The sequence below is a fragment of the Rhodococcus sp. IEGM 1379 genome (genome assembly GCF_030056815.1).
GTDB lineage: Bacteria > Actinomycetota > Actinomycetes > Mycobacteriales > Mycobacteriaceae > Rhodococcus_F.
Genome location: NZ_JASHKR010000018.1, coordinates 45,870 through 67,255, shown reverse-complemented (window position 1 = coordinate 67,255; position 21,386 = coordinate 45,870). Strand labels below are relative to the sequence as shown.

Genomic DNA, 21,386 nt, shown 5'->3' with positions numbered 1-21,386 from the left:
CGATGACGGACAAGGACGAACCAGAATACGAGTCGACACAAGCTGCGTCGCGCGTCGAACCCGATTTCACACAGGCCTCGGAACGCCTCGAGCAGACGTCCGCGCAATCACGGTCCCCATCGCTGCGCTCACCCCAACGTCGTCAAACCAGCCCCTCCACAATCTCCACGCCGACGGGTCGGTCCAACCGTTCCCGTCGTTCCCGATCAACTCGCAAACTCCGCTTGGGCGGCGGACTGGTCGAAGTTCCGCCCGTTCCGCCGGTAGATCCGTCCTCGGCGGTCATGAGCGACCCGATGGTTCCCGAACGCAAACGGTTCTGCTGGAAATGCGGAGAACCTGTGGGCCGCAAAGCCGCTGGAACTGCCGCGCGGCAAAGCGGCGTGTGTCCCAAGTGTGGTTCGACCTTCGATTTCCGGCCGGTACTGGAAGTAGGCGACCTAGTTTCGGCGCAGTACGAAGTGCAGGGGCCGATAGCGTACGGCGGCCTCGGATGGATCTACCTTGCAATCGACCGTAATGTCAGCGATCGATGGGTAGTTCTCAAGGGCCTCTTGCATTTCGGCGATTCCGAAGCACAAGCTGTTGCGGTGGCCGAACGGCAGTTCCTGGCCGAGGTAGCGCACCCGAGCATCGTCAAGATTTTCAACTTCGTCGAGCATCCGCGGCCCGACGGCACCCTCATGGGTTACATCGTCATGGAATACGTCGGTGGCCGATCATTGCGAGAGGTACTGGCCACCTTCCCGGATGCCAGTCACATGCCGATCGAGCAGGCAATCGGGTACGTGCTGGAAATCCTTCCCGCACTGAGCTATCTGCATTCCATCGGATTGGCGTACAACGATCTCAAACCTGAAAACGTCATGGTGACCGAAGATCAGTTGAAGCTGATCGACCTGGGCGCTGTCTCGGGGATCGAAGACTACGGATACCTTTACGGCACAGCCGGTTACCAAGCTCCCGAGATCATCGAGACCGGGCCGACCGTCGCATCCGACATCTTCACGGTGGGTCGCACCTTGGCCGTACTCACCCTCGACATGCCCTCCAAACACGGACGCTATCGCGGCGGTATCCCTGATCCCGCAGACGAACCTGTGCTCCGCGAGTTCGAGTTCTTTCATCGCTTGCTCCTGCGCGCAACCGATCCCGATCCCAAGAAGCGGTTCCAGTCCGCGGAAGAGATCAGCGGCCAATTGATCGGCATTCTCCGTGAAGTCCTCGCCCAGCGGAGCGGCCAGGAAAATCCGGGACTGTCGAACGTATTCAGCAGACAGAGAACATCTTTCGGCACCGATAACCTGGTGGCGCAAACGGACGTGTACGTCGACGGCATTCCTCGCGAGAGCGGTCTCGATCCACTCGAAGTTGCACACGCGCTGCCCATCCCGTTGGTCGACCCGGCTGATCCGAGCGCACTGCTGCTTGCAGCCGCAGTGCACAGCGAACCGTTGCAAACTCTCGACGCCCTCCGCCGAGCCCGCGAAGACGGAATCGATCGGGTTGTCGGAACTGCCGAAGTTGCGTTTTCCGGCGAATTCCGGTTGGCCGAAGCCAAAGCTCATCTGGACTTGGGCGATCCCGTTTCTGCGCAGGCAATCTTGGACGAACTACACGCCGCGATCGGAGGCCACTGGAAAATAGAGTGGTACCGCGGGCTTGTGGCGTTGCACCACAACGAGTTCGAGTCCGCCTTCAGTAACTTCGAGTTGGTCCTGAACGCCCTCCCCGGGGAAATTGCACCCAAGCTCGCCTTGGCCGCAACAGCCGAATTGATTCTGCAACAGTGGGATTCCGAAGATCCGGAGCAATGGCGCCGCTTTGCCGAAAAGTACTACCTCACCGTCTGGCGGACCGACCGCAACTACGTCAGTGCCGCATTCGGATTGGCACGCCAACTCGCCGACCTCGGCAACAAGGCCGCTGCCATCACCGCACTCGACGAAGTTCCCACCAGCTCACGTCATTACAACGTTGCCCGCATGTCCAGCGTACTGACCATGCTGTCCTGCGTGCCCACAGCAGAGCTCGACGAACAAACCCTGCGCGAAGCTGCCCGACGCGTCCACGCCTTGCCCGCCGACGAGAGTCGAAGCCTTCAGTTGCGAACCCTGGTGCTGGGCACCGCACTCGATTGGATCAAAGCCGGCAACCGCGCCCACGACCCGAGCGAACCCATCCTCGATCTGCCGTTCACCCAGCGAGGACTGCGCACCGGCGCCGAAGCCTGCCTACGGGCACTGGCCCGCACGACGACGTCGCGAACGCACCGGTACGCCCTGGTCGACCTCGCGAACAACTTCAGGCCGTACAGCACGTTCTAGGGGCCTCCGGCCCCGGTGGGTCTTACCCAAACACCAGCGCTTGTGCTGCGCGCGCTATCGCCAACTCCTCGTTGGTGGGAACAACCAGTACCGCGGTGGCCGACGACGCCGCCGAGATCCGTCGCTCCTCGCGACTCTTCGCCGTATTGAGAGCGTCGTCGACCTCGATGCCCAGACGCCCGAGGCCCGCGAGACTGTCGCGCCGAACGTCGATGTTGTTCTCTCCGACCCCACCGGTGAAGGTGATCACGTCGACGCCGCCCAACGCAACGATGTAGGCCCCGATGTACTTTCGCAGCATGTGCACGTAGACGTCGTAGGCCAGCTTCGCGTCCTGATCCCCGGCGTCTACCAACTCGAGAAGCGCCCGGAAGTCGTTGACCCCGGAGAGCCCTTTGAGCCCGGAGCGGCGATTGAGCAGGTCGTCGATCTGGTCGACCGTCATTCCGGCGTTTCGATTGAGATGCAGAATGATGCCGGGGTCGATGTCACCACTGCGGGTTCCCATGACCAGACCTTCGAGCGGGGTGAGGCCCATCGACGTGTCGATTGCCTTACCGCCCTTGATCGCCGAGGCCGAAGCGCCGTTTCCGAGGTGGAGAACTATCTGGTTCAGTTCGGCCGGATCTTTGCCGAGGAATGCGGCGGCTCGTCCGGACACGTATTCGTGTGACGTGCCGTGAAATCCGTAGCGCCGAATCTGGTTGGCTTTCGCGACATCCCGGTCGATCGCGTATGTCGACGCGGCCACCGGTAAGGTATGGAAGAACGCGGTGTCGAAGACTGCGACGTGCGGAACATCGGGGAGTTCCTCGCGTGCCACCTCGATACCGATCACGTTGGCCGGATTATGCAGCGGTGCAAGGGCGGACAGATCCGCGATGGCCTGTACGACGGCGTCGTCAATCAGCGTCGGCGCCGAGAAGACGTTTCCGCCGTGCACCACCCGGTGACCGACCGCGATCACGCCGGCTTCACTCAAGGGTCGCCCCACCTCCGCGACGATGTCGAGAACCATCTTCAGGCCGCCGCGGTGATCGGCAATCGGCAGGTTGCGGTCCTCGACCCCGGTGCTGTGGTTGTAGACGATATGCCCGTCCGGTTCACCGATACGTTCGATGAGCCCGTGTGCCACCAGTTCTGCTGTATCCGGATGTACCAGTTGAAATTTGATGGATGACGATCCGGAATTGATGACCAGTACGGTGCTGCTCACGCCTGTGCTCCTTGTGCCTGAATAGCCGTGATGGCCACGGTGTTGACGATGTCCTGGACCAGCGCGCCACGCGAAAGGTCGTTGACCGGCTTGTTCAAACCCTGCAGTACCGGGCCCACGGCCACGGCGCCGGCGCTGCGTTGCACAGCCTTGTACGTGTTGTTGCCGGTGTTGAGGTCGGGGAACACGAACACCGTCGCTTTGCCGGCGACACGCGAATCGGGCAGTTTCTTGTCCGCCACACTCTGCTCGACAGCGGCGTCGTACTGAATCGGGCCCTCCACCAATAGATCCGGTCGACGCTCGCGCACCAACGCGGTTGCCGCACGCACCTTGTCCACGTCTGCGCCGGAACCCGAGTCTCCGGTGGAATATGACAACATCGCTATCAGCGGTTCGATACCGAACTGACCGGCCGTCTGCGCGGACGAAATGGCGATGTCCGCCAACTGCTCCGCACTGGGGTCCGGGACCACAGCGCAGTCGCCGTAGGCCAGTACCCGGTCGGCCAGGCACATCAGGAAGATGCTGGAAACCGTCGACACACCCGGCGCGGTCTTGATGATCTCGAACGACGGCCGGATCGTATGCGCGGTGGTGTGCGCAGCACCCGAGACCATACCGTCGGCAATTCCCAAGTGCACCATCATGGTTCCGAAATACGAGATGTCTGCGATCACTTCGCGGGCACGTTCGATCGTCATTCCCTTGTGCGCGCGAATCGCGGTGTACTCCTGCGCAAATCGCTCCGTGTACTGGGACTGCGCGGGCGCCAGGATCCGAGCATCACTGATGTCGACGCCCAGTTCCGCGGCACGGCGCCGAATGCTCAACTCGTCTCCGAGAATTGTCAGATCCGCGACCTGACGCTGCAGTACTCGGCCGGCGGCGCGCAGGATGCGGTCGTCCTCACCTTCGGGAAGAACGATGTGCTTACGATCGCGCCGAGCGCGGTCGATCAACTTGTACTCGAACATCTGCGGTGTCATCACCGACGGAATCGGCAGCGCCATGCGGCCCAGAAGAGCTTCCGCATCGACGTGTTGCTCCATCAAACTCAACGCGGTATCGACCTTGCGCTGCGAGCCGACTCCCACTCGTCCGCGTGTTTGTGCTGCGGCACTGGCGGTGTCAAAAGTTCCGAGCGCCGTCGTCAGGATGGGGAGTCGTTGTTTGAGTCCGGCCATCAGTGCGGCGATCGCGGGATGCGGGATGATCCCACCGTTCATGATGATCCCGGCCAACGACGGAAATCCTTCTGCTTCATGCGCATTCATCAACGCCAGCAGAACGTCCGAGCGATCACCCGGAGCGATCACGACCATTCCTTCGGTGAGTCGCTCGAGAATGTGTTCGGCTGTCATTCCGCCGACCATGACCTTCAACGCTTCACGGTGCAGCAATTCGGCGTCACCCGAATAGAATTCGCCGTCTGTCGCGTCCATCAACTCGGCCATGGTCGGCGAGATGAGCAGCGGGACCTCGGGCAGACTCCACGTCGGAACTCCCAGCCCGGACAAGGCTTCGGCGACCTCGTCGAGCTTGTCCGGATCACAACGGTTGGCCACCACGGCAAAGAGGTGTGCGTGGTTGGCCGAGAGCTCACCGGCACACAGCTGAGCAAGCTGAGCCAATTCGTCGACACTGCGTCGTGCCCCGCGGACAGCCAGCAATACCGGGGAGCCCAGGTTGGCTGCGATACGGGCGTTGAAACTCAACTCACTCGGACTGGCGACGTCCGTGTAGTCACTGCCTACGATCACGACGGCATCACACTGCTCGGCCACGTTGTGATACTTCGCGACGATATCAGCCAGAGCAGCTTCGGGATCCGCGTGCACCTGCTCGTACGTGACACCGAGAGCGTCCTCGTAGGCGAGGTCAGCCGTCGTGTGCTCGAGCAGTAACTCGAGGATGTAGTCGGGGGTCTCGGTGGACCGGGCGATGGGGCGGAAGACGCCGACACGGGCGACGCTCGCACACAGCATCTGCATGACGCCCAATGCGATAGTGGACTTCCCGGTATCACCTTCGGGGGAAGCGATGTAGACACTCGACACGGCTGCGGGCGCTGACGACATGCCCCACAGCCTAGTGGTGGCGCCCGGCCGATCCGTCAGGGACGGACGGGCACACCGACGGGAAAAGGCGAACGGCGCCTGCCACGCGTTCAGTGGCAGACACCGTTACCGGACTTCGATCTACGCAGACAATTCAGCCCAGCGCGTCTCGCGATATCAGCCCAGCGCGTCTCGCGATATCAGCCCAGCGCGCGCAACCGCGGCGCCAGATCGCGCTCGAACAGATCGAGGAACCGTCGCTGATCGTGGCCCGGCGCATGGAACACCAGGTGATTCAATCCGGCGTCGACGTACGCCTTGACCTGCTCGACGGCGTCGTCCGGATCGGATGCGACGATCCAGCGCTTCGCAACCTGCTCGATGGGCAACGCGTCGGCTGCAGCTTCCATCTCGATGGGGTCTTCGATGCTGTGCTTCTGCTCCGGGGTGAGTGAGAGCGGCGCCCAGAAACGGGTGTTCTCGAGCGCTGCTTCGGGATCGGTGTCGTAGCTGATCTTGATCTCGATCATCTTGTCGATCTCCGCGACGTCGCGCTCAGCCTTGGCAGCGCCCTCTGCCACTGCCGGCAGCAACTTCTCGGTGTAGAGATCCATGCCCTTACCGGATGTGCAGATAAAACCGTCACCGGCACGGCCGGCGTATCGTGCGACAACAGGTCCACCGGCGGCGATGTAGACGGGGATACCGCCCTCGGGCACGTCGTAGATCGAGGCACCACGCGTCGTGAAGTACTCGCCCTCGAAATCGACGCGATCGCCGAGCCACAACTCGCGCATCAGGCGAACCGACTCACGAAGCCGCGCAAAGCGTTCCTTGAACTCCGGCCATTCACCCTGGAATCCGGTGGCGATCTCGTTGAGTGCCTCACCGGTGCCGACGCCGAGCATGATGCGTCCCGGGTACAGGCAGCCCATGGTCGCGAACGCCTGCGCGATAACCGCCGGGTTGTACCGGAACGTCGGTGTCATCACGGAGGTGCCGATCTGCACGCGCTCGGTGCGCTCGCCCACGGCCGTCATCCACGCGAGTGAGAACGGTGCGTGGCCACCGTTGTGGCGCCACGGCTGGAAATGGTCACTGACCGCAACCGAATCCATGCCGTGGCGTTCTGCAAGAACCGCCAGCTCCACCAGTTCCCGAGGTCCGAACTGCTCGGCCGAGGCCTTGTATCCGAGCTTGAGTTCCTGCGCCACTATCTGCTCCTCTGTGTTGTTGCGTCACTATGACTGCGGCTGTGCATCGTCATTGCCGGGACCGAGTCCCGTGTCCGCCTACGCAGACCCTTCTTTGCAGACTAACCAGCGGGCCCGCGGACTTCTACGCGGATCTCACCGCGCGAGGCTCGTGACAACCGTCGCCACGCCGGCGGCGACGGCAACTCCGGCCAGTACCAGGGCAAACAGCCACAGCGCGTGGGGTTCCGGCATCGGGGCACCGTCTTCGAGAGCCTTCTTCACCTGCAACCACCGACGCATACCCACCAACGCCGACGCGGCTGCCATTGTGATCAGAATCAGCCCGAGGGTTGTGCGTACCCAACCCGTACTCCACTCCGGGACCAACTGAACTACCGCGATCCCACCGGCCAACAGTGCCAACGAACTTCGCATCCATGCTAGGAACGTGCGCTCACTGGCAAGGGTGAATCGTTCGTCGGGGCGATTGGGCTCGGTCACGATTCCTCGACTCCGTGGGTGACGACAATGTCAGGATCCTGACTCCAGTCGTACACCACCGCCGTCCGAAGCACTATGTCCTGCAACGACCGTCGACGCTTGTCTACCGCCGCCCACAGAAGTCCGAACGCGAACAGCGTGCACAGAACTGCACGGACCAACGCCAACGGCCATCGCACAAGACGATGACGGGACTTGACGACGCGTAATCCCATCACCAAGGCACCGACGGTCCGTCCGGTGGTGGCCCAGCACACCGTCAGATAGCTGATCGAGACCGCAAGAAAAGCTGTGGTGGACAAGAAGATTCCAGGTTGTGTGAAGGTGAAGTTCTGCGGCGAGAACAACAGCCGCACAAACCCGACCCCGGCATAACCTGAACCCATCAGAATCAGTACGACGCCCAGGTCGATCGCTCCGGCGATGCCGCGGGTGACAATTCCGGCGGGACCGGAGTTCTGACTCGCCACCTACTTCCTGCCTTCTTCGGACGTGGAGTTCTCGTCGGCCTTGGCGTTATCTCGGTCGCTGTCTCGCCCGAACAACCGGCCGACAAAACCGGCGACAGCGTCGTCGGCCTGCATACCTTGAACGCGCGCGCCCCGAACAGCTTCGGTGGACAGCGAACCGGTGGATTCGCGAATGATCTGCGGCAAGTCCACATCTTCGATGATCTCGTCGGCAAGCTTCACCAGATCGATGCGATTGATCTGCCGTTCCAGATCCACGGAATCCACGATGCCGTCGAGGTCGAGGCGTTTGATCACAGCTTCGATGTCCAGGCGGCCGGCAATGTCGTCGACGTCGATACGGTCGATGATCGGTTCCAGAGAAACTCGTTCGGCGATCTTGTCGACGTCGATGGTTTCGGCAATCGTGTCGAGGTCGACGTTGTCGATGACGATCTTGGTGATGTCGACTTCGGCCAAGGCCGCTGCCACCACTGCCTTGATCACCGCGCGCAGCGTTGTGTCCGCAAACTCGGCGGTCGATGCAATCGCATCGCTACCCAGTGCGCTCACCGACGCGATTGCGTGATCCAACGGTTCACCGATGATCGGTATTCGCGCCACCGATCCCAACGCGGCATCCGCAGTTCTGCGCGCCACGCCCAGCGTGATCGATGCCAGACCGAAGCCCAGACGGACCAGATCAGTCTCGGGTCGATCCGCCTGCCCACTCATCAGTCCGCCTCCGTCACTCACCCAACCATTTATCGGACATTCGCCGCTCTGATTCGCATTGTGCCACTGTTGGTATACACACAGCATCGGGACCGCGTACACAGTCCGACCCGGACCGAGCAGACAGTCCGACCCGGACCGAGCACACAGTCCGACCCGGACAAGCCGACCGTCAGGAGATGTGATCGTGAGACGCTTCGGAAAACACTTCGGCATCCATCTCACGATGGCAGCGGTGATAGTGGCGGGGTTCCTGAGCCTCACCGCGCAGAGCGCTTCCGCGCAGTCCACAACCAGTCGGTTCGACGTCTACTCACCGTCGATGGACCGCTGGATCAGCAACGACGTCATCTCCCCGGCCGGCGGCGGACCCGCACCGACCTTCTACCTGTTGACCGGAGTCGGCGGCGGTGAAGACGGGATCTCGTGGTTCAACAACACCGGTGTCCGCGACTTCTTCGACGACAAACACGTCAATGTGGTGATGCCGATCGGCGGCAAGTTCAGCATGTATACCGATTGGAATGCCGACGACCCCGTTCTGGGCCGCAACAAATGGCAGACGTATCTGACGAAGGAACTACCGGCCGCAGTGAACTCTCGGTACAACACCACCGGAGTGAACGCCATCGGCGGCGTGTCGATGGCCGGTGGCCCCGTGTTGGATCTGGCTGCCCAAGCACCTGGCCTGTACCGCGCCGTCGGTTCGTACAGTGGTTGCGCGCGAACCGCCGACCTCATGGGGCAGACCGCGGTGCGATCTATGGTCGAAGTACTCGGTCGCGGGAACGTTTCCAATATGTGGGGACCTCCGGGTGGCCCGGAGTGGGCGGCTCACGACCCGATGGTCAACGCCGAAAAGCTGCGCGGTACAGCACTGTTCATCGCCACTGGCAACGGAATCCCCGGGCCGGTGGACGGAATCAATTCTCTCGTCGGTGTTCTAGGAGTCATACCGGGAAGTGCACTCGAATCCATCACGCAGATGTGTACCGCCGGGTTGCAGCAGCGATTCAATCAACTCGGCATCCCGGCGACCTTCAGTTATCTCCCGCAAGGCTCCCACACCTGGGGACTATTCGAAGCGGACATGCGCGCTTCCTGGCCGATGATCGCGGGCGCTATCGGGGCGTGACCGTGGGCTGTACCCAAGGCCAGAGGGAAGCAGGCACCCCTTCTGCATAGTGAGCACCCCTTTCAGCGCGCAAAAAGGGGTGCTCACTTCACAGAGGGGGTGCTCACTCGACCGATCATGCGGCAAGTAATGCCGTCAGCCCCCACTCCCTGGCCAGTAACTCGTACGAGCGCACACGATCCTCATGCCGATGAGTCACACCGGAAATCACCAATTCATCGGCACCGGTCAGTTTTTGCAGACTTTCGAGCCGATCCGCAACAGTGCCGGGAGAGCCGACGAACTGGGTGATCAGCCGGTCTTCGACCACCGCATGCTGCTGCGCGGTCAACGGCAGCGCCGTCGCCGGGTCGGGATACGGGATCGCCCCGTGCCCACTGCGAATGCTGTGCGCCCAGTGCCCGAATGTGGACGCCAATTCCCGCGCAGTGGCGTCGTCCTCGGCCGCAACTACGTCAGCCGAGACCACCACATAGGGTTTCGACAACGTCGACGACGGACGGAACGCGCCGCGGTATGCCTCCACAGCCTCGACGGTGCTGGACGGGGCGACGTGGTAGTTCGCGCCGAAGGGCAGGCCGAGCCTCCCGGCGAGTTCCGCGCTGGGCCCGGCGCTGCTTCCGAATATCCACAATTCGAGATCAGCGCCTTCGCCTGGATTCGCATGCAGTTCGACGCCGTCCCGACTGCGGTAAGTACCGCTGAGCAGCGACTGAATGTCATCGACTTGCTCGTCGAAATCGGGAACCTGCGCACCCGAGAATGCAAGAGCTTCGAACGACGCCTGAAGAAGCGGTGATGTCAGCAACCCTGTCGGATCAAAGGGCGCCGGGATGACGACGCCCTCACGCACCACCGTATCCCGCCGTGCTCGTTCCGCTGAAACATTCTCGGATGCAACGGCTTTCAGCGCCTCGACGCGACGCTGACCCGAGCGTCCGATTCCCAAATCGATACGTCCGGGGTACAACGCTTCCACGGTCCCGAACGCCTCCACTACCTCGGCAGCGGTGTTGTTGCCCAGCAGTACTGCTGCCGAACCGACACGAATTGTGTTGGTAGCAGCAGCGATAAGGCCCACCAGAACAGCCGGCGACGAACTTGCCACACCGGCGAAGTGATGCTCGGCCACCCAGTACCGTCGATAACCCCAGGCTTCGGCCGAGAGGGCAAGGTCCAACGAATTCCTCAGCGCTTGTCGGGCTGTGCCGCCCTCACTGATCGGTGCAAGGTCCAGGATTGACAGTGGAATAGTCACGACAGCGCCCTTCCTGAGCGGCCCTCGGGGGTCTTTTCGCCGGCGTCCACCGCGAACGGCAGACGATTCTCGGCGGGCGCGACGGGGCAGGTTGCGTAGTCGGTGAAGGCGCACGGCAGATTCGACGCCCGATTGAAATCGAGCACCACCGCGCCTCCCGGAACGGGTGCGCTCACGTGCAACGACCGAGCAGCCGGGTAGGTGGATACACCACTGGTCGTATCCGTGAACAAGACGTGGAAACCATCGTCTCGACCCGCAAAGGCGATCAGTTCACGGGTTGAGCCGTCGTACTCGAAGTTGATTGTTCCCCGAGCGTCGTGGTGATGCTCGAGTCCGGGCACCACGGCACCCGTCGTCACGGTTCGGGCCTGCGGGAAGGCAGTGAAAACGCCCTCGATGATCCACTCCGATCGCGGAGCGAACGTCGGGATGCCGCTGAACTGCACCAAGGCCGGCGCCGACGAGTCATGAATCCGCAGAGCAACATTGCCAGTGCGACGGATGACCTCGACCAAACGTGGTCCGTGCTTCACGATGAGTCCGGGCGCGCCTTCGACCGGTGTGAGCGTCGCTGAACCATCCACCGCGAACCCGTCGACCGAAAGGTCGTCCGACAGTTCGGCCGTGATGATCACGGCGTCCTGGTCCGCTCGCCAGGTCCCCGGTAGGTCCGGAAACGTCGAATCAACATCTACCAGCCAGTGCAGTGCCGTCAGACTCAGCCAGCCCAATGGTTCACTGAATGTTTTATCGCGCAACGTATGCCATGCATTCCAATCGCTGACAAAGATGTCGGAGGGAATGTCGGTTTCGGTAACAGTCATGATGCGCGGACTCCTTCAGCCTGCTCGTGGGGATGGCGCAAACTCAGGTGGCTGCGCAAGGTGGTTCCTGCATATTCGGTGCGGAAACTGCCGCGGTCCTGCAGTTCCGGCACCACGGTGTCGATGAACTCGTCGAGGCCGGCCGGCGTGAGGTGTGGAACGAGAATGAAGCCGTCACTGGCGTCTCCCTGAACGTAGCTGTCGATCTCGGCTGCCACCTCGGCAGCACTGCCTACAAACTGTTGGCGGGCAGTGACTTCGATGATGAGTTCGCGGATGCTCAAGTTCTCCGCCTCCGATTTTGCGCGCCACTGATCCGCCACAGCACGGGGATCCTTGACGTGGCGGACGCGTCCACGCGTGATGTTGACGTCGTCTGTCGGATCTTCCTTCGGCAGCGGACCGTCTGCGTCGTATTGCGAAAGGTCCCTGCCCCACACCTGTTCGAGGACGGCGATGGCGGTCTGGGGGCCGACCTGCTGCCTCCGGATCTGATACGCCTTCTCCTGTGCGTCGGCCGCGTTGTCACCGAGGACGAAGGTGGCGGCGGGGAGAATCTTCAGGTCGGCGTGCGTTCGTCCGTACTTGGCGAGACGCCCCTTGACATCGGCGTAGAAGGCTTTGCCCGCGTCGAGGGTTCCGTGACCGGTGAAGATGGCGTCGGCCTTGGCGGCACCGAACTCTCGACCTTCGTCGGAATCACCCGCTTGAAACAGAACTGGATGCCCTTGCGGACTGCGCGGCAGTTCGAAGCGTCCCGAGATGTCGAATTGCTCTCCGGTATGCGAGAACTGGCCGACCTGTTGATCTGTTGCGAAGATCCCGCGTTCACGATCGACCAGCGGTCGATCGATGCTCCAACTGTCCCACAGTGTCCGTACTGCATCGACCAATTCATTGGCGCGGGCATAACGCTGGGAGTGCTCCAAATACCCACCACGACGGAAGTTCTCGCCGGTGAAGGCATCCGAGGATGTGACCAGGTTCCAGGCAGCGCGACCGTCGGAAAGATGGTCGAGGGTGGAGAACTGTTTGGCCAGCTCGTAAGGTTCGTTGAATGTGGTGTTGATCGTTCCGGCCAAACCGAGGTGCGTGGTTACACCGGCTACGGCATTGAGGATGCTGAAGGTATCCGGTCGTCCGACAACATCGAGGTCGTGAACCTTGCCCTGATGTTCGCGTAGTCGCAACCCTTCTGCAAGAAAGAAGAAGTCGAACAAACCGCGCTCGGCGCTTCGCGCAAGGTGCTCGAACGAGCTGAAGTTGATTTGACTCTTCGAAGCCGGGTCGGTCCACACCGTGGTGTTGTTCACGCCGGGAAAGTGCGCGCCCAGATGAACCTGCTTGCGAATCCTGTTCTGCGTCATCAATTTTCCTTAATCTTCTGTTACGCAAACTGATTAACGGGAAGTTCGAATCCCAGCCGCTCACGTAGGGTCGGGCCGGCTATCGGTCGCGGATTCAGTTCCGGCAACACGTCGGCGACGATCTTCTCCACTCCGGATGACAGGGCCAGCGGTCGCAGGACCACGCCGTCGAGCCCTGAATATCCACGAATCTCACGTAGTAGAGCAGTGAGCCCTGCTGCGTCACCGCGATAGAACAGGGATTTCGGTGCATAGGGCGCGGCGGCCCATTCTTCGAGTTCGGCCAACGCATCGTCTGCTGCTCCCCGATCGGCGCCGAGCAGGACGTCGACGTCGAGCAGAACTCGCACGCTCCGGCCGATCTTCTCAGCATGATCGTGGACAAGCCGAGCGGTAGCACTGGCCTCGTTGACGTCAGGGGCAGAGATTCGGATGAGATCGCCGCGCTGCACTGCCAACTCGCGTGCCTCGGCACGTCTCGCGTCCACGGTGATCAGCGGCTGTCCCTGCGGCGAACGAGGAGTGATGGACGGCCCCTTGACCGAGAAGTTCTTTCCTTCGAAATCGACGTAGTGGAGCTTGTCCCGATCGATGAATCGGCCGGTCGCGGCATCTCGGATCTCGGCGTCATCCTCCCAGCTATCCCACAGCCGGCTGACCACCTCGATAGCTTCAGACGCTTCCTCCCATAAAGATTCGTTGCTCTGCAGAGTTTTCCGGCCGAACAGGGACACCTCCACGTCGGTATCCGACACCTCTACCTGCCACCCCGCCCTACCGGTGGACGAGAAGTCGATACTCGCAATCGCCTTGGAAATGTGGAACGGCTCGGTGTGTGTGACCGTTGCGGTGGGAATCAATCCGATCCGCGATGTCACTGCACTGAGCCGGGCCGCGGTCGCGACCGCTTCGAGCCGTCCACGCGTCGTATGTCGACCCTCTGCCTGCAGGGCAAACGAATCCGGAAAGAAGGCCAGATCTACCCCGCCGCGATCAGCGGCCGTCACAAGGTCCACCCAGTACGATGCTGTGAAGAGTTGTTCGGCCCGCGAATCCTCGCGGCGCCATGAATGGGGATGCGCTCCGGTACCTTCGAATTCGAGGCCGATCAGAAACGCTTCGGAACTACGCTCAGACATGTTCAGCCTTTCGTGTTGAGTAACTCACCCGACTACTCGCAAACTTGCTCCGACTTCGTGGAGCCAGGACTCTCGATTCCTCGAGACGGTCTTGGGCAGGCCGGCAAGTTGATGCCAGAAGGTTGTCAAACGCAATGATGGGAAGTGCTGTTGTGAGACTTTCGAGTGCTCAGCGATCCTCATGCCGGCACCCTTCTGTCGTCGTCGTGCCGTACCCGCAGTTCCTTCTCGAACGGGTGAATACCCACTTCCAGCGAAGTAAGTGTGGCGTCGTACAACGGCGTGTACCCGCTGGACAGGTAAAGCGCCACCGCTTCGGGTTGCCGAGGACCTGTCGTCAGGTACACCTTGCGATAGCCACGACGCGCGATCTCAAATTCCAGTTCTCGGACGACAATCTTTCCGAGACCTCGCCTCCGGTGGTCCGACGACGTCCAGATCCTCTTCAATTCAGCAGTAACGGAGTCGAATTGGCGAAACGCTCCCCCGGCAATCGGCTGACCATCGTGAACCAGAACCAACAGCGCTCCGCGCGGCGCCGCAAATTCTTCCGCCGGGTACGTCGTCAGATCCTCGAACACCGCCTCACGAGTTCCGCCGTATCTCGAACTGTATTCCTCGGCGAGTTCCGCAATGAGAGGCGCGGCTAACGGATCCTCTTGAGATACCGAACAGACCTCTATGCCACCGATTCCCACGATTTCCAGAGTCACAGCATTTCCTCCACTCCCCGGTTCAAGTCTTCCCGTCATTTTCTTCGCTCCCCCAGCCGGAACTGGTCCGGAGGCAACACATTTCCGTCCACCAGATCCGATACGAGTTCACCCAGCGCCGGACCGAATTTGAATCCGTGTCCGGAGAATCCTGCGGCGACAGTAACGGCCCCGACTCGGTCGATCACGAAATTACTGTCCGGCGTGCTGGTGTACAGGCAGGTCATCGACTCGACCTGCGCCGAATCCACTCCTGGCAACCATGATTCGGCATACACCACCAGACGATGCTGACCGGCAGCATCGGCGATGTAATCTCGCGTTTCCGGGGTCACTACCGGGCCCGTCGCATGCTCACCGATCTTGATGCCGTCCACGGATCCGAGTCCGTAGATTCCGGCGGTCTTCAGCTCCGCCCCGGCATGATGAACAAAGCTGGGCCATTGAACTTCCGGGTCGAGGGGCGCAAAATGTGCCGGCTGTTCCTGCGTCGTAACCAATGTCGGCAAGTCGATCGCCGAACGGAACCCGCTCCTGTCGATCAATTCTACGGTCCACGCCCCGGCCGCGATCACGACGTGCCGAGTTCTCAGCGTCTCGCGGTCAGTGATGACGTCGACACCGTACGACGCTTCCACCACCGACAGCACGCGGGTGTCATGGCGAACCTCCGCTCCAGCGAATGCTGCTCCCGCTTTCATCGCGGTAATCGCTCGATCTGCGTGCAGCCGTCCCGCATCGGGGTGATGCAGTACGGTGGTGTCGAATCGCAGTCCCGGCCAGCGCGCGGAGGCTTCGGCAGGAGTGAGGATCTCGCCCTTGATGCCGGCCTTTACCAGTATCCGAGCCTTGCTCAGCACTGCTTCGGGCAAGCCGTGGTCGACGGCACCTGTCAGCTCCAGGAACCCGATGTCAGTTGCAATCTCCAGTTCCCGCCACAGCGGCAAAGCCTCAGCAGCCAAGCCGGTGTACAGGTGATTGTCGTAGGCCTGCCGGTAGATACGCGAAGTACCGTGCGATGCACCATGTTTGTGGCTCGGACCGTACTGCTCGAGCTGGACGACACTCCGACCTCGCTTGGCGAGCCGCCACGCGGCGGAGGACCCGACGAGCCCTCCGCCGATGACGATTACATCGATAATTTCACTCATTGCCAAGTGCTCACTTGGTCTTCGGGAGACCGGGCGGGTTGATCAGCGAGGTGTCCACAGCTTCACCGGTGATATTCCAGCGTTCGAGGATCTGCTGGTACGTCCCGTTCTCGATAGTGCGGTTGATGGCGTCATTAATGGCTTTGATCAGTCCGTTGTCCTTCTTCACCAGCACTGCGATCTGACCTTGCAAGGAGTCACCGGCACCGGAGAACTCCCCCACCACCTCGGTTTCACCCGACTGCTTGGCATGGAACTGCGAAGACGGGTTCGGACCGAAGTAGGCATCGATACGACCCGACTGCAACGGCAGGTAGTAGTCGGTGGTGTTCTGGTAGTAGGTGATGTCGGTGGGCGCCAAGCCGGCAGCGACGTTTTGCTCACTCCATTTGACCAGCAGTGCTTCCTGATTGGTGCCGGAGCCGACTGCGATCTTCAGTCCTGCGACGTCCTTGGGATCCTTGACGGAGATTCCCGATCCCTTCTTCGCTTCAAAGGCCAAAGTGTCGAGGCGGTATGTCGCGAAGTCGTACTTTTCCTTGCGTTCCTCCGTGACAGTCACATTGGAGAGGAATGCATCTGCCTCCCCGGAGTCGACGCGGACAAAGTTCTGCGCCCAATCAGCCGTCTGCAGGTCTACCTTCAACCCGAGAACGTCGCCGATCAGGTAAGCGAAGTCGGTTTCGGATCCGATCAACGTCTTGTCGTCGTCGGCGTAGAACCTCAGGGGCGGAGCGGATCCGGCACTACCCGTGACCCGCAGTGTCCCGCGGTCACGAATATCCTGGGGCACCTCGGCTGCGATCGTGTCCACTGTGTCGGTGGTGATGCGATTCTGATCTGCGGTGAGGTTGTAACCCGCTGCGGCAGTGACCTGGCCGCCGTCGGGTTCGGCATCGGCACTGCTGCACGCAGCACTCAGTAGTCCGACAACGGCGAGAGCCGAGATGAGGAAGGTGGCGCGGCGGGATGGGGAGAACATCAAGGGTTCCTTTCAGGAAGTACTGGTGGGGCGTCAGAAGACGCGGGAAAGAAAAGCTCTGGTGCGTTCGTGAACCGGATTGTCGATGACCTGCGAAGGAGGGCCCTGCTCGACGATCACCCCGCCATCCATGAACACCGCGGTATCGGCGACTTCGCGGGCAAACCCGACTTCGTGTGTGACGATGACCAGAGTGGCGCCGTCACGGGCTAATTGGGCCAGCACCTCGAGAACTTCGCCGACCAGTTCAGGGTCGAGCGCCGAGGTCGGTTCGTCGAAAAGAATCACTGCCGGCCGCAGTGCCAGCGCTCGGGCGATAGCAACACGCTGCTGCTGGCCACCGGAGAGTTGCCGCGGATATTGGTCGGCCTTGTCGGCTACACCCACCCTTTCGAGCAAAGCCCGTGCTTCTCGGTACACCTCGTCACGATCGCGCTTCTGTGCCGACAGCGGCGCTTCCACCACGTTCTCGAGTGCGGTCAGATGTGGAAACAAGTTGAAGTTCTGGAATACGAACCCGATATGCGAGCGCTGCTTCAGGATGTCGCGGTCACGGAGTTCGTGGAGCCGATTTCCCTTGCGCCGGTAGCCGATCAGTTCTCCGTCGATCCGTACGGTCCCACGATCGACCTTCTCGAGATGATTGAGTGTGCGCAGCAACGTGGACTTGCCGGATCCGGACGGTCCGAGGATGACCGTTACCTCACCTTTGCGGACCAATAGATCAACTCCGGCAAGAACTTCCAGAGATCCGAACGACTTGTGGATCCCACGTGCTTCAACGGCATACACCGTATCGCCGATCAGTTCAGCGGTCATCGAGTAGCACCTCTCGGAATGTCGAGACGCGCATCACGAATCTGTTCGAACTTGTTGCGCACCTTCTGCAATGGAGTCAACGGGAGCGCCCGCACCGAACCTCGGGCATAGTGCCGCTCGACGTAGTACTGGACGATGGAAAGCAGGGTGGTGAGAATGATGTACCAGATGGTGGCGACCATCAACAACGGCACAACGCGGCCGTTGCGCCCGAAGATGACCTGCACCTGATAGAACAGCTCGGCGATCGCCATGGTCGAGACGATGGACGTGCCCTTGAAGAGTCCGATCACCTCGTTGGCAGCGTTCGGAAGTATTGCCCGCATCGCCTGCGGGAGAATGATCTTGAAGAACTGGCGACTACGAGGAATACCGAGCGAGTGGGCCGCTTCGATCTGGCCGTGGTCGACGGAGATGATGCCGGATCGGATGATCTCCGCCGAGTACGCTGCCTGATGTAGTGCCAAACCGATTACTGCTGCGGTGAATCCACCGATCACACCACTGACCTGGAACGTGAAGAACTCCGGGCCGAACGGTATTCCGAGTGACAGCGTCTGGTACAGGTACGTGATGTTGAACCAGAAGAGCAACTGCACAATCAGCGGAATCGAGCGGAACGCCCAAATATAGGTCCAGGCGATCACCTGCAGTACAGGATTCTTCGACAGCCGTCCGAGCGCCAGGAAGACCCCGAGGCCGAAACCGAGGAACGTTCCCCACAACGTCAGCTTGATCGTCATCCACAACGCCGCCAGCACCGATTTTGCCGTGAAGTACTGCGCGAATGTCGGCCAGTCCCAGCCGGGATTGACCACAAGCCCATGAATGAACTGGGCAAGAAGTATGAGCACAGTCGCGCTGATCACCCAGCGAAGCGGATGCCAGGTTCGAGCAACGACAAGTTCCGAATCCGGAAGTTTCTGCTGGGCCACCGACTCTTCGGGGCGAATATCGGTGGGCGCACTCACGGCGCACTACCTGACGGTGTGGACATCACAAATAGACCTTTCGAGAAGGGCGGGAACGCAACTGCGCGGGGCTGAAAGTGAACCGGATTCAGCGACAGTGACACGAAGCCGTGCGGCACAAGTCGATATGACGCCGACTGTGTGGCGCGTACGAAGTGGAACCCATGTGATGCCTTCCATCGGTCCTGGCGGTAGCACCCGCTCCCGAATGTTCGGTGGGTTGCTGCGACGTCGACGAGCCAGGTCTCTCGGTCGCTCTGGATGGTGAGCAAAGACTAGACGCAGAATTCGCACTCGTCAAATGTTGTATTTCCCTGCACTGCAAGGGAAATAGCGCCGATCGGAAGTTGAATTCGCACTGATTTCAACACTGTCCGAAGATCAAAACACAGTGTTGAATGGAAGAGCCGAAACTGCGGTGCCGAACCACCGAGAGCCCCTCGACCAGCCCTGCCGTACCGTCTGCAACGTGAGTGGACTAGACGCATTTATCATCCTGCTGGCCGGCGTGGGCGCGGGCGCAATCAACGCCGTCGTGGGAAGCGGAACCCTGATCACCTTCCCGACGCTCGTCGCGTTCGGTATGCCTCCGGTGACGGCGACGATGTCCAATGCCGTCGGACTGGTTGCCGGCGGCATCTCGGGAACCTGGGGATATCGACGCGAACTGTCGGGGCAATGGGATCGGCTGCGCTGGCAGATTCCGGCGTCATTTGCGGGTGCTGTTCTGGGATCATGGCTACTCCTGCATCTCCCCGAGAAGCTGTTCGAAACAATCGTGCCGATTTTGCTGATCCTTGCTCTGGCACTGGTTGTTCTGCAGCCACGCATCCAAGCCTGGGCGAAAAAGCGCTCCACCACCGAAATGGAACTCTCGCCCACACGGCTGATGGTTCTGACCGGCGGAACGTTTGCCGTCGGCATCTACGGCGGGTATTTCACCGCTGCGCAGGGCATTCTTCTGATCGGTGTGATGGGGGCCATCCTGCCCGAAACCCTGCAGCGAATGAACGGCGCCAAAAACCTACTCGCACTGATCGTCAACATCGTCGCAGCCGTTATGTACACGACCCTGAGATTCGATCAAATCAACTGGGCCGCTGCGGGATTGATCGCCGTGGGTTCACTCGCCGGAGGAGTGCTCGGAGCCCGCTACGGCCGCCGACTCTCCCCGACCGCGCTGCGTGCCACCATCGTCGTCGTCGGCTTGATCGGTCTGTGGCGTTTGCTCGCTTAACTGCCCACTTCAGTCGCTGCTCCCACATACTGGAGATATGACCAAGACCGCGGATCAAACCCAGTGGACTTACCTGATGGACATGGACGGAGTTCTTGTTCACGAAGAGCACTTGGTGCCCGGTGCGGATGTCTTCCTCGCAGAGTTGGCGTCAAACGAGATTCCGTACATGGTGCTCACCAACAATTCCATCAGGACACCGCGAGACCTGCGCGCCCGCCTGCTCAATTCCGGTCTCGACATCCCCGAGAAGTCGATCTGGACATCGGCACTTGCGACGGCCACATTCCTCGGCAACCAGCGACCTCACGGCAGTGCGTATGTCGTCGGCGAATCCGGTTTGACGACAGCCCTCCACGACATCGGATATGTCCTGACCGACAGCGATCCCGATTACGTCGTCCTGGGTGAGACACGCACCTATTCGTTCGAGGCAATCACCACTGCTATCAGGCTCGTCGAGCGAGGTTCACGTTTTATCGCCACCAATCCCGACGCCACCGGACCCTCACGCGACGGTTCCCTCCCGGCCACAGGTTCCGTCGCAGCCCTCATCACCAAGGCCACAGGACGCGAGCCGTACTACGTCGGTAAGCCGAACGCACTCATGATGCGGTCTGCACTACGGGCGATCGGTGCCCATTCCGCCAATACGTTGATGATCGGCGACCGGATGGACACCGACATCGTGTGCGGTCTCGAAGCCGGACTGCAGACAATTCTTGTGATGACCGGAATTTCCACGCGGGCTTCCGTGGAACTTTTTCCGTACCGACCCACCATCGTGCTGGAATCTGTGGCCGAGCTCGTCGGAACTACGACGGATCCGTTCCGTAACGCTAAGAACAATTCCTGACCCTGGGATTCGGAGATGCGATGCGATGAGCGGTGGCCGCCCACCTGGTAATCGGAGTGGGCGGCCATGCAGACGTAGTCGCCATCGAAGATCATTGCCACCTCGACGAGATGAACATTTGTCCAACAAATCGGATTTCAGCGTCTAAGGTCTTGAGGGATCAATCCCCTACGCATCCGAGGTGGCTCGTGTCAGTTCCTCCCCGCAGTGTCTCCCGTCGCGCCGTCCTGACCGGCCTGGCCGCACTCGGTGGCGCCACCCTGCTGCCTGCCACCGCGCACGCCACCCCCGTTCTGCGCCAGGCGCCGGACACTGTGGCGGGGTTGATCCGCAACCCTGAATTCGGCAACGGCGTCATGGCCGGAGTGCCTCGTACCGACGGCGCGACGCTGTGGACGCGGGTGGGCGGAGCATCCGGCACGGGCAGTGCGGGCAGCAGTTCCGGCA

Annotated in this window: 19 protein-coding genes, 1 pseudogene and 1 riboswitch; of the genes and pseudogenes, 5 read left to right on the top strand and 15 right to left on the bottom strand. The window is 61.1% G+C overall.

Annotated elements, in window-relative coordinates; translation table 11 throughout:
* The first annotated feature begins 2 nt into the window (after positions 1–2).
* Positions 3–2,327, top strand: a complete 2,325-nt coding sequence (locus QM600_RS13045) for a serine/threonine-protein kinase (RefSeq protein WP_283261873.1) — start codon at positions 3–5, stop codon at positions 2,325–2,327.
* Between the two features lie 22 nt (positions 2,328–2,349).
* Here QM600_RS13045 and QM600_RS13040 read toward each other — a convergent pair whose 3' ends face one another.
* From QM600_RS13040 to QM600_RS13015, 6 genes are all read right to left on the bottom strand, one after another.
* Complete coding sequence (locus tag QM600_RS13040; protein WP_283261872.1) at positions 2,350–3,543, bottom strand: acetate kinase; 1,194 nt, start codon at positions 3,541–3,543, stop codon at positions 2,350–2,352.
* Complete coding sequence (gene pta / locus QM600_RS13035) at positions 3,540–5,624, bottom strand: phosphate acetyltransferase (protein WP_283261871.1); 2,085 nt, start codon at positions 5,622–5,624, stop codon at positions 3,540–3,542. Before pta ends, QM600_RS13040 begins: the two co-directional genes overlap by 4 nt.
* A 179-nt stretch (positions 5,625–5,803) precedes the next feature.
* Positions 5,804–6,817, bottom strand: coding sequence for a glucose-6-phosphate dehydrogenase (coenzyme-F420) (gene fgd / locus QM600_RS13030; protein ID WP_283261870.1), 1,014 nt, complete (start codon positions 6,815–6,817; stop codon positions 5,804–5,806).
* A 135-nt stretch (positions 6,818–6,952) separates the two neighbouring features.
* Positions 6,953–7,300 carry a YidH family protein gene (locus QM600_RS13025; protein WP_243618116.1) on the bottom strand — a complete coding sequence of 116 codons (348 nt, stop codon included), beginning with the start codon at positions 7,298–7,300 and terminating at the stop codon, positions 6,953–6,955.
* Complete coding sequence (locus QM600_RS13020) at positions 7,297–7,770, bottom strand: RDD family protein (protein ID WP_283261869.1); 474 nt, start codon at positions 7,768–7,770, stop codon at positions 7,297–7,299. Before QM600_RS13020 ends, QM600_RS13025 begins: the two co-directional genes overlap by 4 nt.
* Positions 7,771–8,484 carry a hypothetical protein gene (locus QM600_RS13015; RefSeq protein ID WP_283261868.1) on the bottom strand — a complete coding sequence of 238 codons (714 nt, stop codon included), beginning with the start codon at positions 8,482–8,484 and terminating at the stop codon, positions 7,771–7,773.
* A gap of 226 nt (positions 8,485–8,710) precedes the next feature.
* Here QM600_RS13015 and QM600_RS13010 point away from each other — a divergent pair, with 226 nt between their 5' ends.
* Positions 8,711–9,619: an alpha/beta hydrolase gene (locus QM600_RS13010; RefSeq protein WP_283261917.1), complete on the top strand. Its 909-nt coding sequence runs from the start codon at positions 8,711–8,713 to the stop codon at positions 9,617–9,619.
* A gap of 115 nt (positions 9,620–9,734) precedes the next feature.
* Here QM600_RS13010 and QM600_RS13005 read toward each other — a convergent pair whose 3' ends face one another.
* From QM600_RS13005 to QM600_RS12965, 9 genes are all read right to left on the bottom strand, one after another.
* Positions 9,735–10,877, bottom strand: coding sequence for an LLM class flavin-dependent oxidoreductase (locus QM600_RS13005; protein ID WP_283261867.1), 1,143 nt, complete (start codon positions 10,875–10,877; stop codon positions 9,735–9,737).
* A complete protein-coding gene (locus tag QM600_RS13000) occupies positions 10,874–11,704 on the bottom strand; it encodes a DUF1684 domain-containing protein (RefSeq protein ID WP_283261866.1) in 831 nt (276 codons plus the stop codon). Before QM600_RS13000 ends, QM600_RS13005 begins: the two co-directional genes overlap by 4 nt.
* Positions 11,701–13,071 (bottom strand): NtaA/DmoA family FMN-dependent monooxygenase, encoded by a 1,371-nt coding sequence (locus QM600_RS12995; RefSeq protein WP_283261865.1) that lies wholly within the window; start codon positions 13,069–13,071, stop codon positions 11,701–11,703. The genes QM600_RS13000 and QM600_RS12995 overlap by 4 nt, the downstream gene beginning before the upstream one ends.
* 20 nt (positions 13,072–13,091) lie before the next feature.
* On the bottom strand, positions 13,092–14,210 hold the full coding sequence (locus tag QM600_RS12990) for an LLM class flavin-dependent oxidoreductase (protein WP_283261864.1): 1,119 nt from the start codon (positions 14,208–14,210) through the stop codon (positions 13,092–13,094).
* Positions 14,211–14,389: 179 nt separating this feature from the next.
* The gene (locus QM600_RS12985) at positions 14,390–14,962 is read right to left on the bottom strand and encodes a GNAT family N-acetyltransferase (RefSeq protein WP_502942959.1); all 573 of its coding nucleotides are present in this window, start codon (positions 14,960–14,962) and stop codon (positions 14,390–14,392) included.
* Positions 14,959–16,074 carry an FAD-dependent oxidoreductase gene (locus QM600_RS12980; protein ID WP_283261862.1) on the bottom strand — a complete coding sequence of 372 codons (1,116 nt, stop codon included), beginning with the start codon at positions 16,072–16,074 and terminating at the stop codon, positions 14,959–14,961. The genes QM600_RS12985 and QM600_RS12980 overlap by 4 nt, the downstream gene beginning before the upstream one ends.
* A 10-nt stretch (positions 16,075–16,084) precedes the next feature.
* Positions 16,085–17,056, bottom strand: coding sequence for an ABC transporter substrate-binding protein (locus tag QM600_RS12975; RefSeq protein ID WP_283261861.1), 972 nt, complete (start codon positions 17,054–17,056; stop codon positions 16,085–16,087).
* Positions 17,057–17,089: 33 nt separating this feature from the next.
* A complete protein-coding gene (locus tag QM600_RS12970; protein ID WP_502942958.1) occupies positions 17,090–17,875 on the bottom strand; it encodes an amino acid ABC transporter ATP-binding protein in 786 nt (261 codons plus the stop codon).
* Complete coding sequence (locus tag QM600_RS12965; protein ID WP_283261860.1) at positions 17,872–18,846, bottom strand: amino acid ABC transporter permease; 975 nt, start codon at positions 18,844–18,846, stop codon at positions 17,872–17,874. Before QM600_RS12965 ends, QM600_RS12970 begins: the two co-directional genes overlap by 4 nt.
* A 173-nt stretch (positions 18,847–19,019) precedes the next feature.
* Positions 19,020–19,114: riboswitch (SAM riboswitch) on the bottom strand.
* A gap of 201 nt (positions 19,115–19,315) precedes the next feature.
* Here QM600_RS12965 and QM600_RS12960 point away from each other — a divergent pair.
* The 3 genes and pseudogenes from QM600_RS12960 to QM600_RS12950 all read left to right on the top strand — a co-directional run.
* On the top strand, positions 19,316–20,083 hold the full coding sequence (locus tag QM600_RS12960) for a sulfite exporter TauE/SafE family protein (protein WP_283261859.1): 768 nt from the start codon (positions 19,316–19,318) through the stop codon (positions 20,081–20,083).
* Between the two features lie 37 nt (positions 20,084–20,120).
* On the top strand, positions 20,121–20,939 hold the full coding sequence (locus QM600_RS12955; protein ID WP_283261858.1) for an HAD-IIA family hydrolase: 819 nt from the start codon (positions 20,121–20,123) through the stop codon (positions 20,937–20,939).
* Positions 20,940–21,127: 188 nt separating this feature from the next.
* Positions 21,128–21,386, top strand: a pseudogene (locus QM600_RS12950) (alkaline phosphatase D family protein); the annotation flags it as partial.

Bases quoted from the DNA above. Each gene is read 5' to 3' on its own strand.
- QM600_RS12985 (WP_502942959.1), bottom strand. From the start codon at position 14,962: ATGACGGGAAGACTTGAACCGGGGAGTGGAGGAAATGCTGTGACTCTG.
- QM600_RS13010 (WP_283261917.1), top strand. From the start codon at position 8,711: ATGGCAGCGGTGATAGTGGCGGGGTTCCTGAGCCTCACCGCGCAGAGC.
- QM600_RS12975 (WP_283261861.1), bottom strand. From the start codon at position 17,056: ATGTTCTCCCCATCCCGCCGCGCCACCTTCCTCATCTCGGCTCTCGCC.
- QM600_RS12955 (WP_283261858.1), top strand. From the start codon at position 20,121: ATGACCAAGACCGCGGATCAAACCCAGTGGACTTACCTGATGGACATG.
- QM600_RS13045 (WP_283261873.1), top strand. From the start codon at position 3: ATGACGGACAAGGACGAACCAGAATACGAGTCGACACAAGCTGCGTCG.
- QM600_RS13015 (WP_283261868.1), bottom strand. From the start codon at position 8,484: ATGAGTGGGCAGGCGGATCGACCCGAGACTGATCTGGTCCGTCTGGGC.
- QM600_RS12990 (WP_283261864.1), bottom strand. From the start codon at position 14,210: ATGTCTGAGCGTAGTTCCGAAGCGTTTCTGATCGGCCTCGAATTCGAA.
- QM600_RS12980 (WP_283261862.1), bottom strand. From the start codon at position 16,074: ATGAGTGAAATTATCGATGTAATCGTCATCGGCGGAGGGCTCGTCGGG.
- QM600_RS12970 (WP_502942958.1), bottom strand. From the start codon at position 17,875: ATGACCGCTGAACTGATCGGCGATACGGTGTATGCCGTTGAAGCACGT.
- QM600_RS13000 (WP_283261866.1), bottom strand. From the start codon at position 11,704: ATGACTGTTACCGAAACCGACATTCCCTCCGACATCTTTGTCAGCGAT.
- pta (WP_283261871.1), bottom strand. From the start codon at position 5,624: ATGTCGTCAGCGCCCGCAGCCGTGTCGAGTGTCTACATCGCTTCCCCC.
- QM600_RS12995 (WP_283261865.1), bottom strand. From the start codon at position 13,071: ATGACGCAGAACAGGATTCGCAAGCAGGTTCATCTGGGCGCGCACTTT.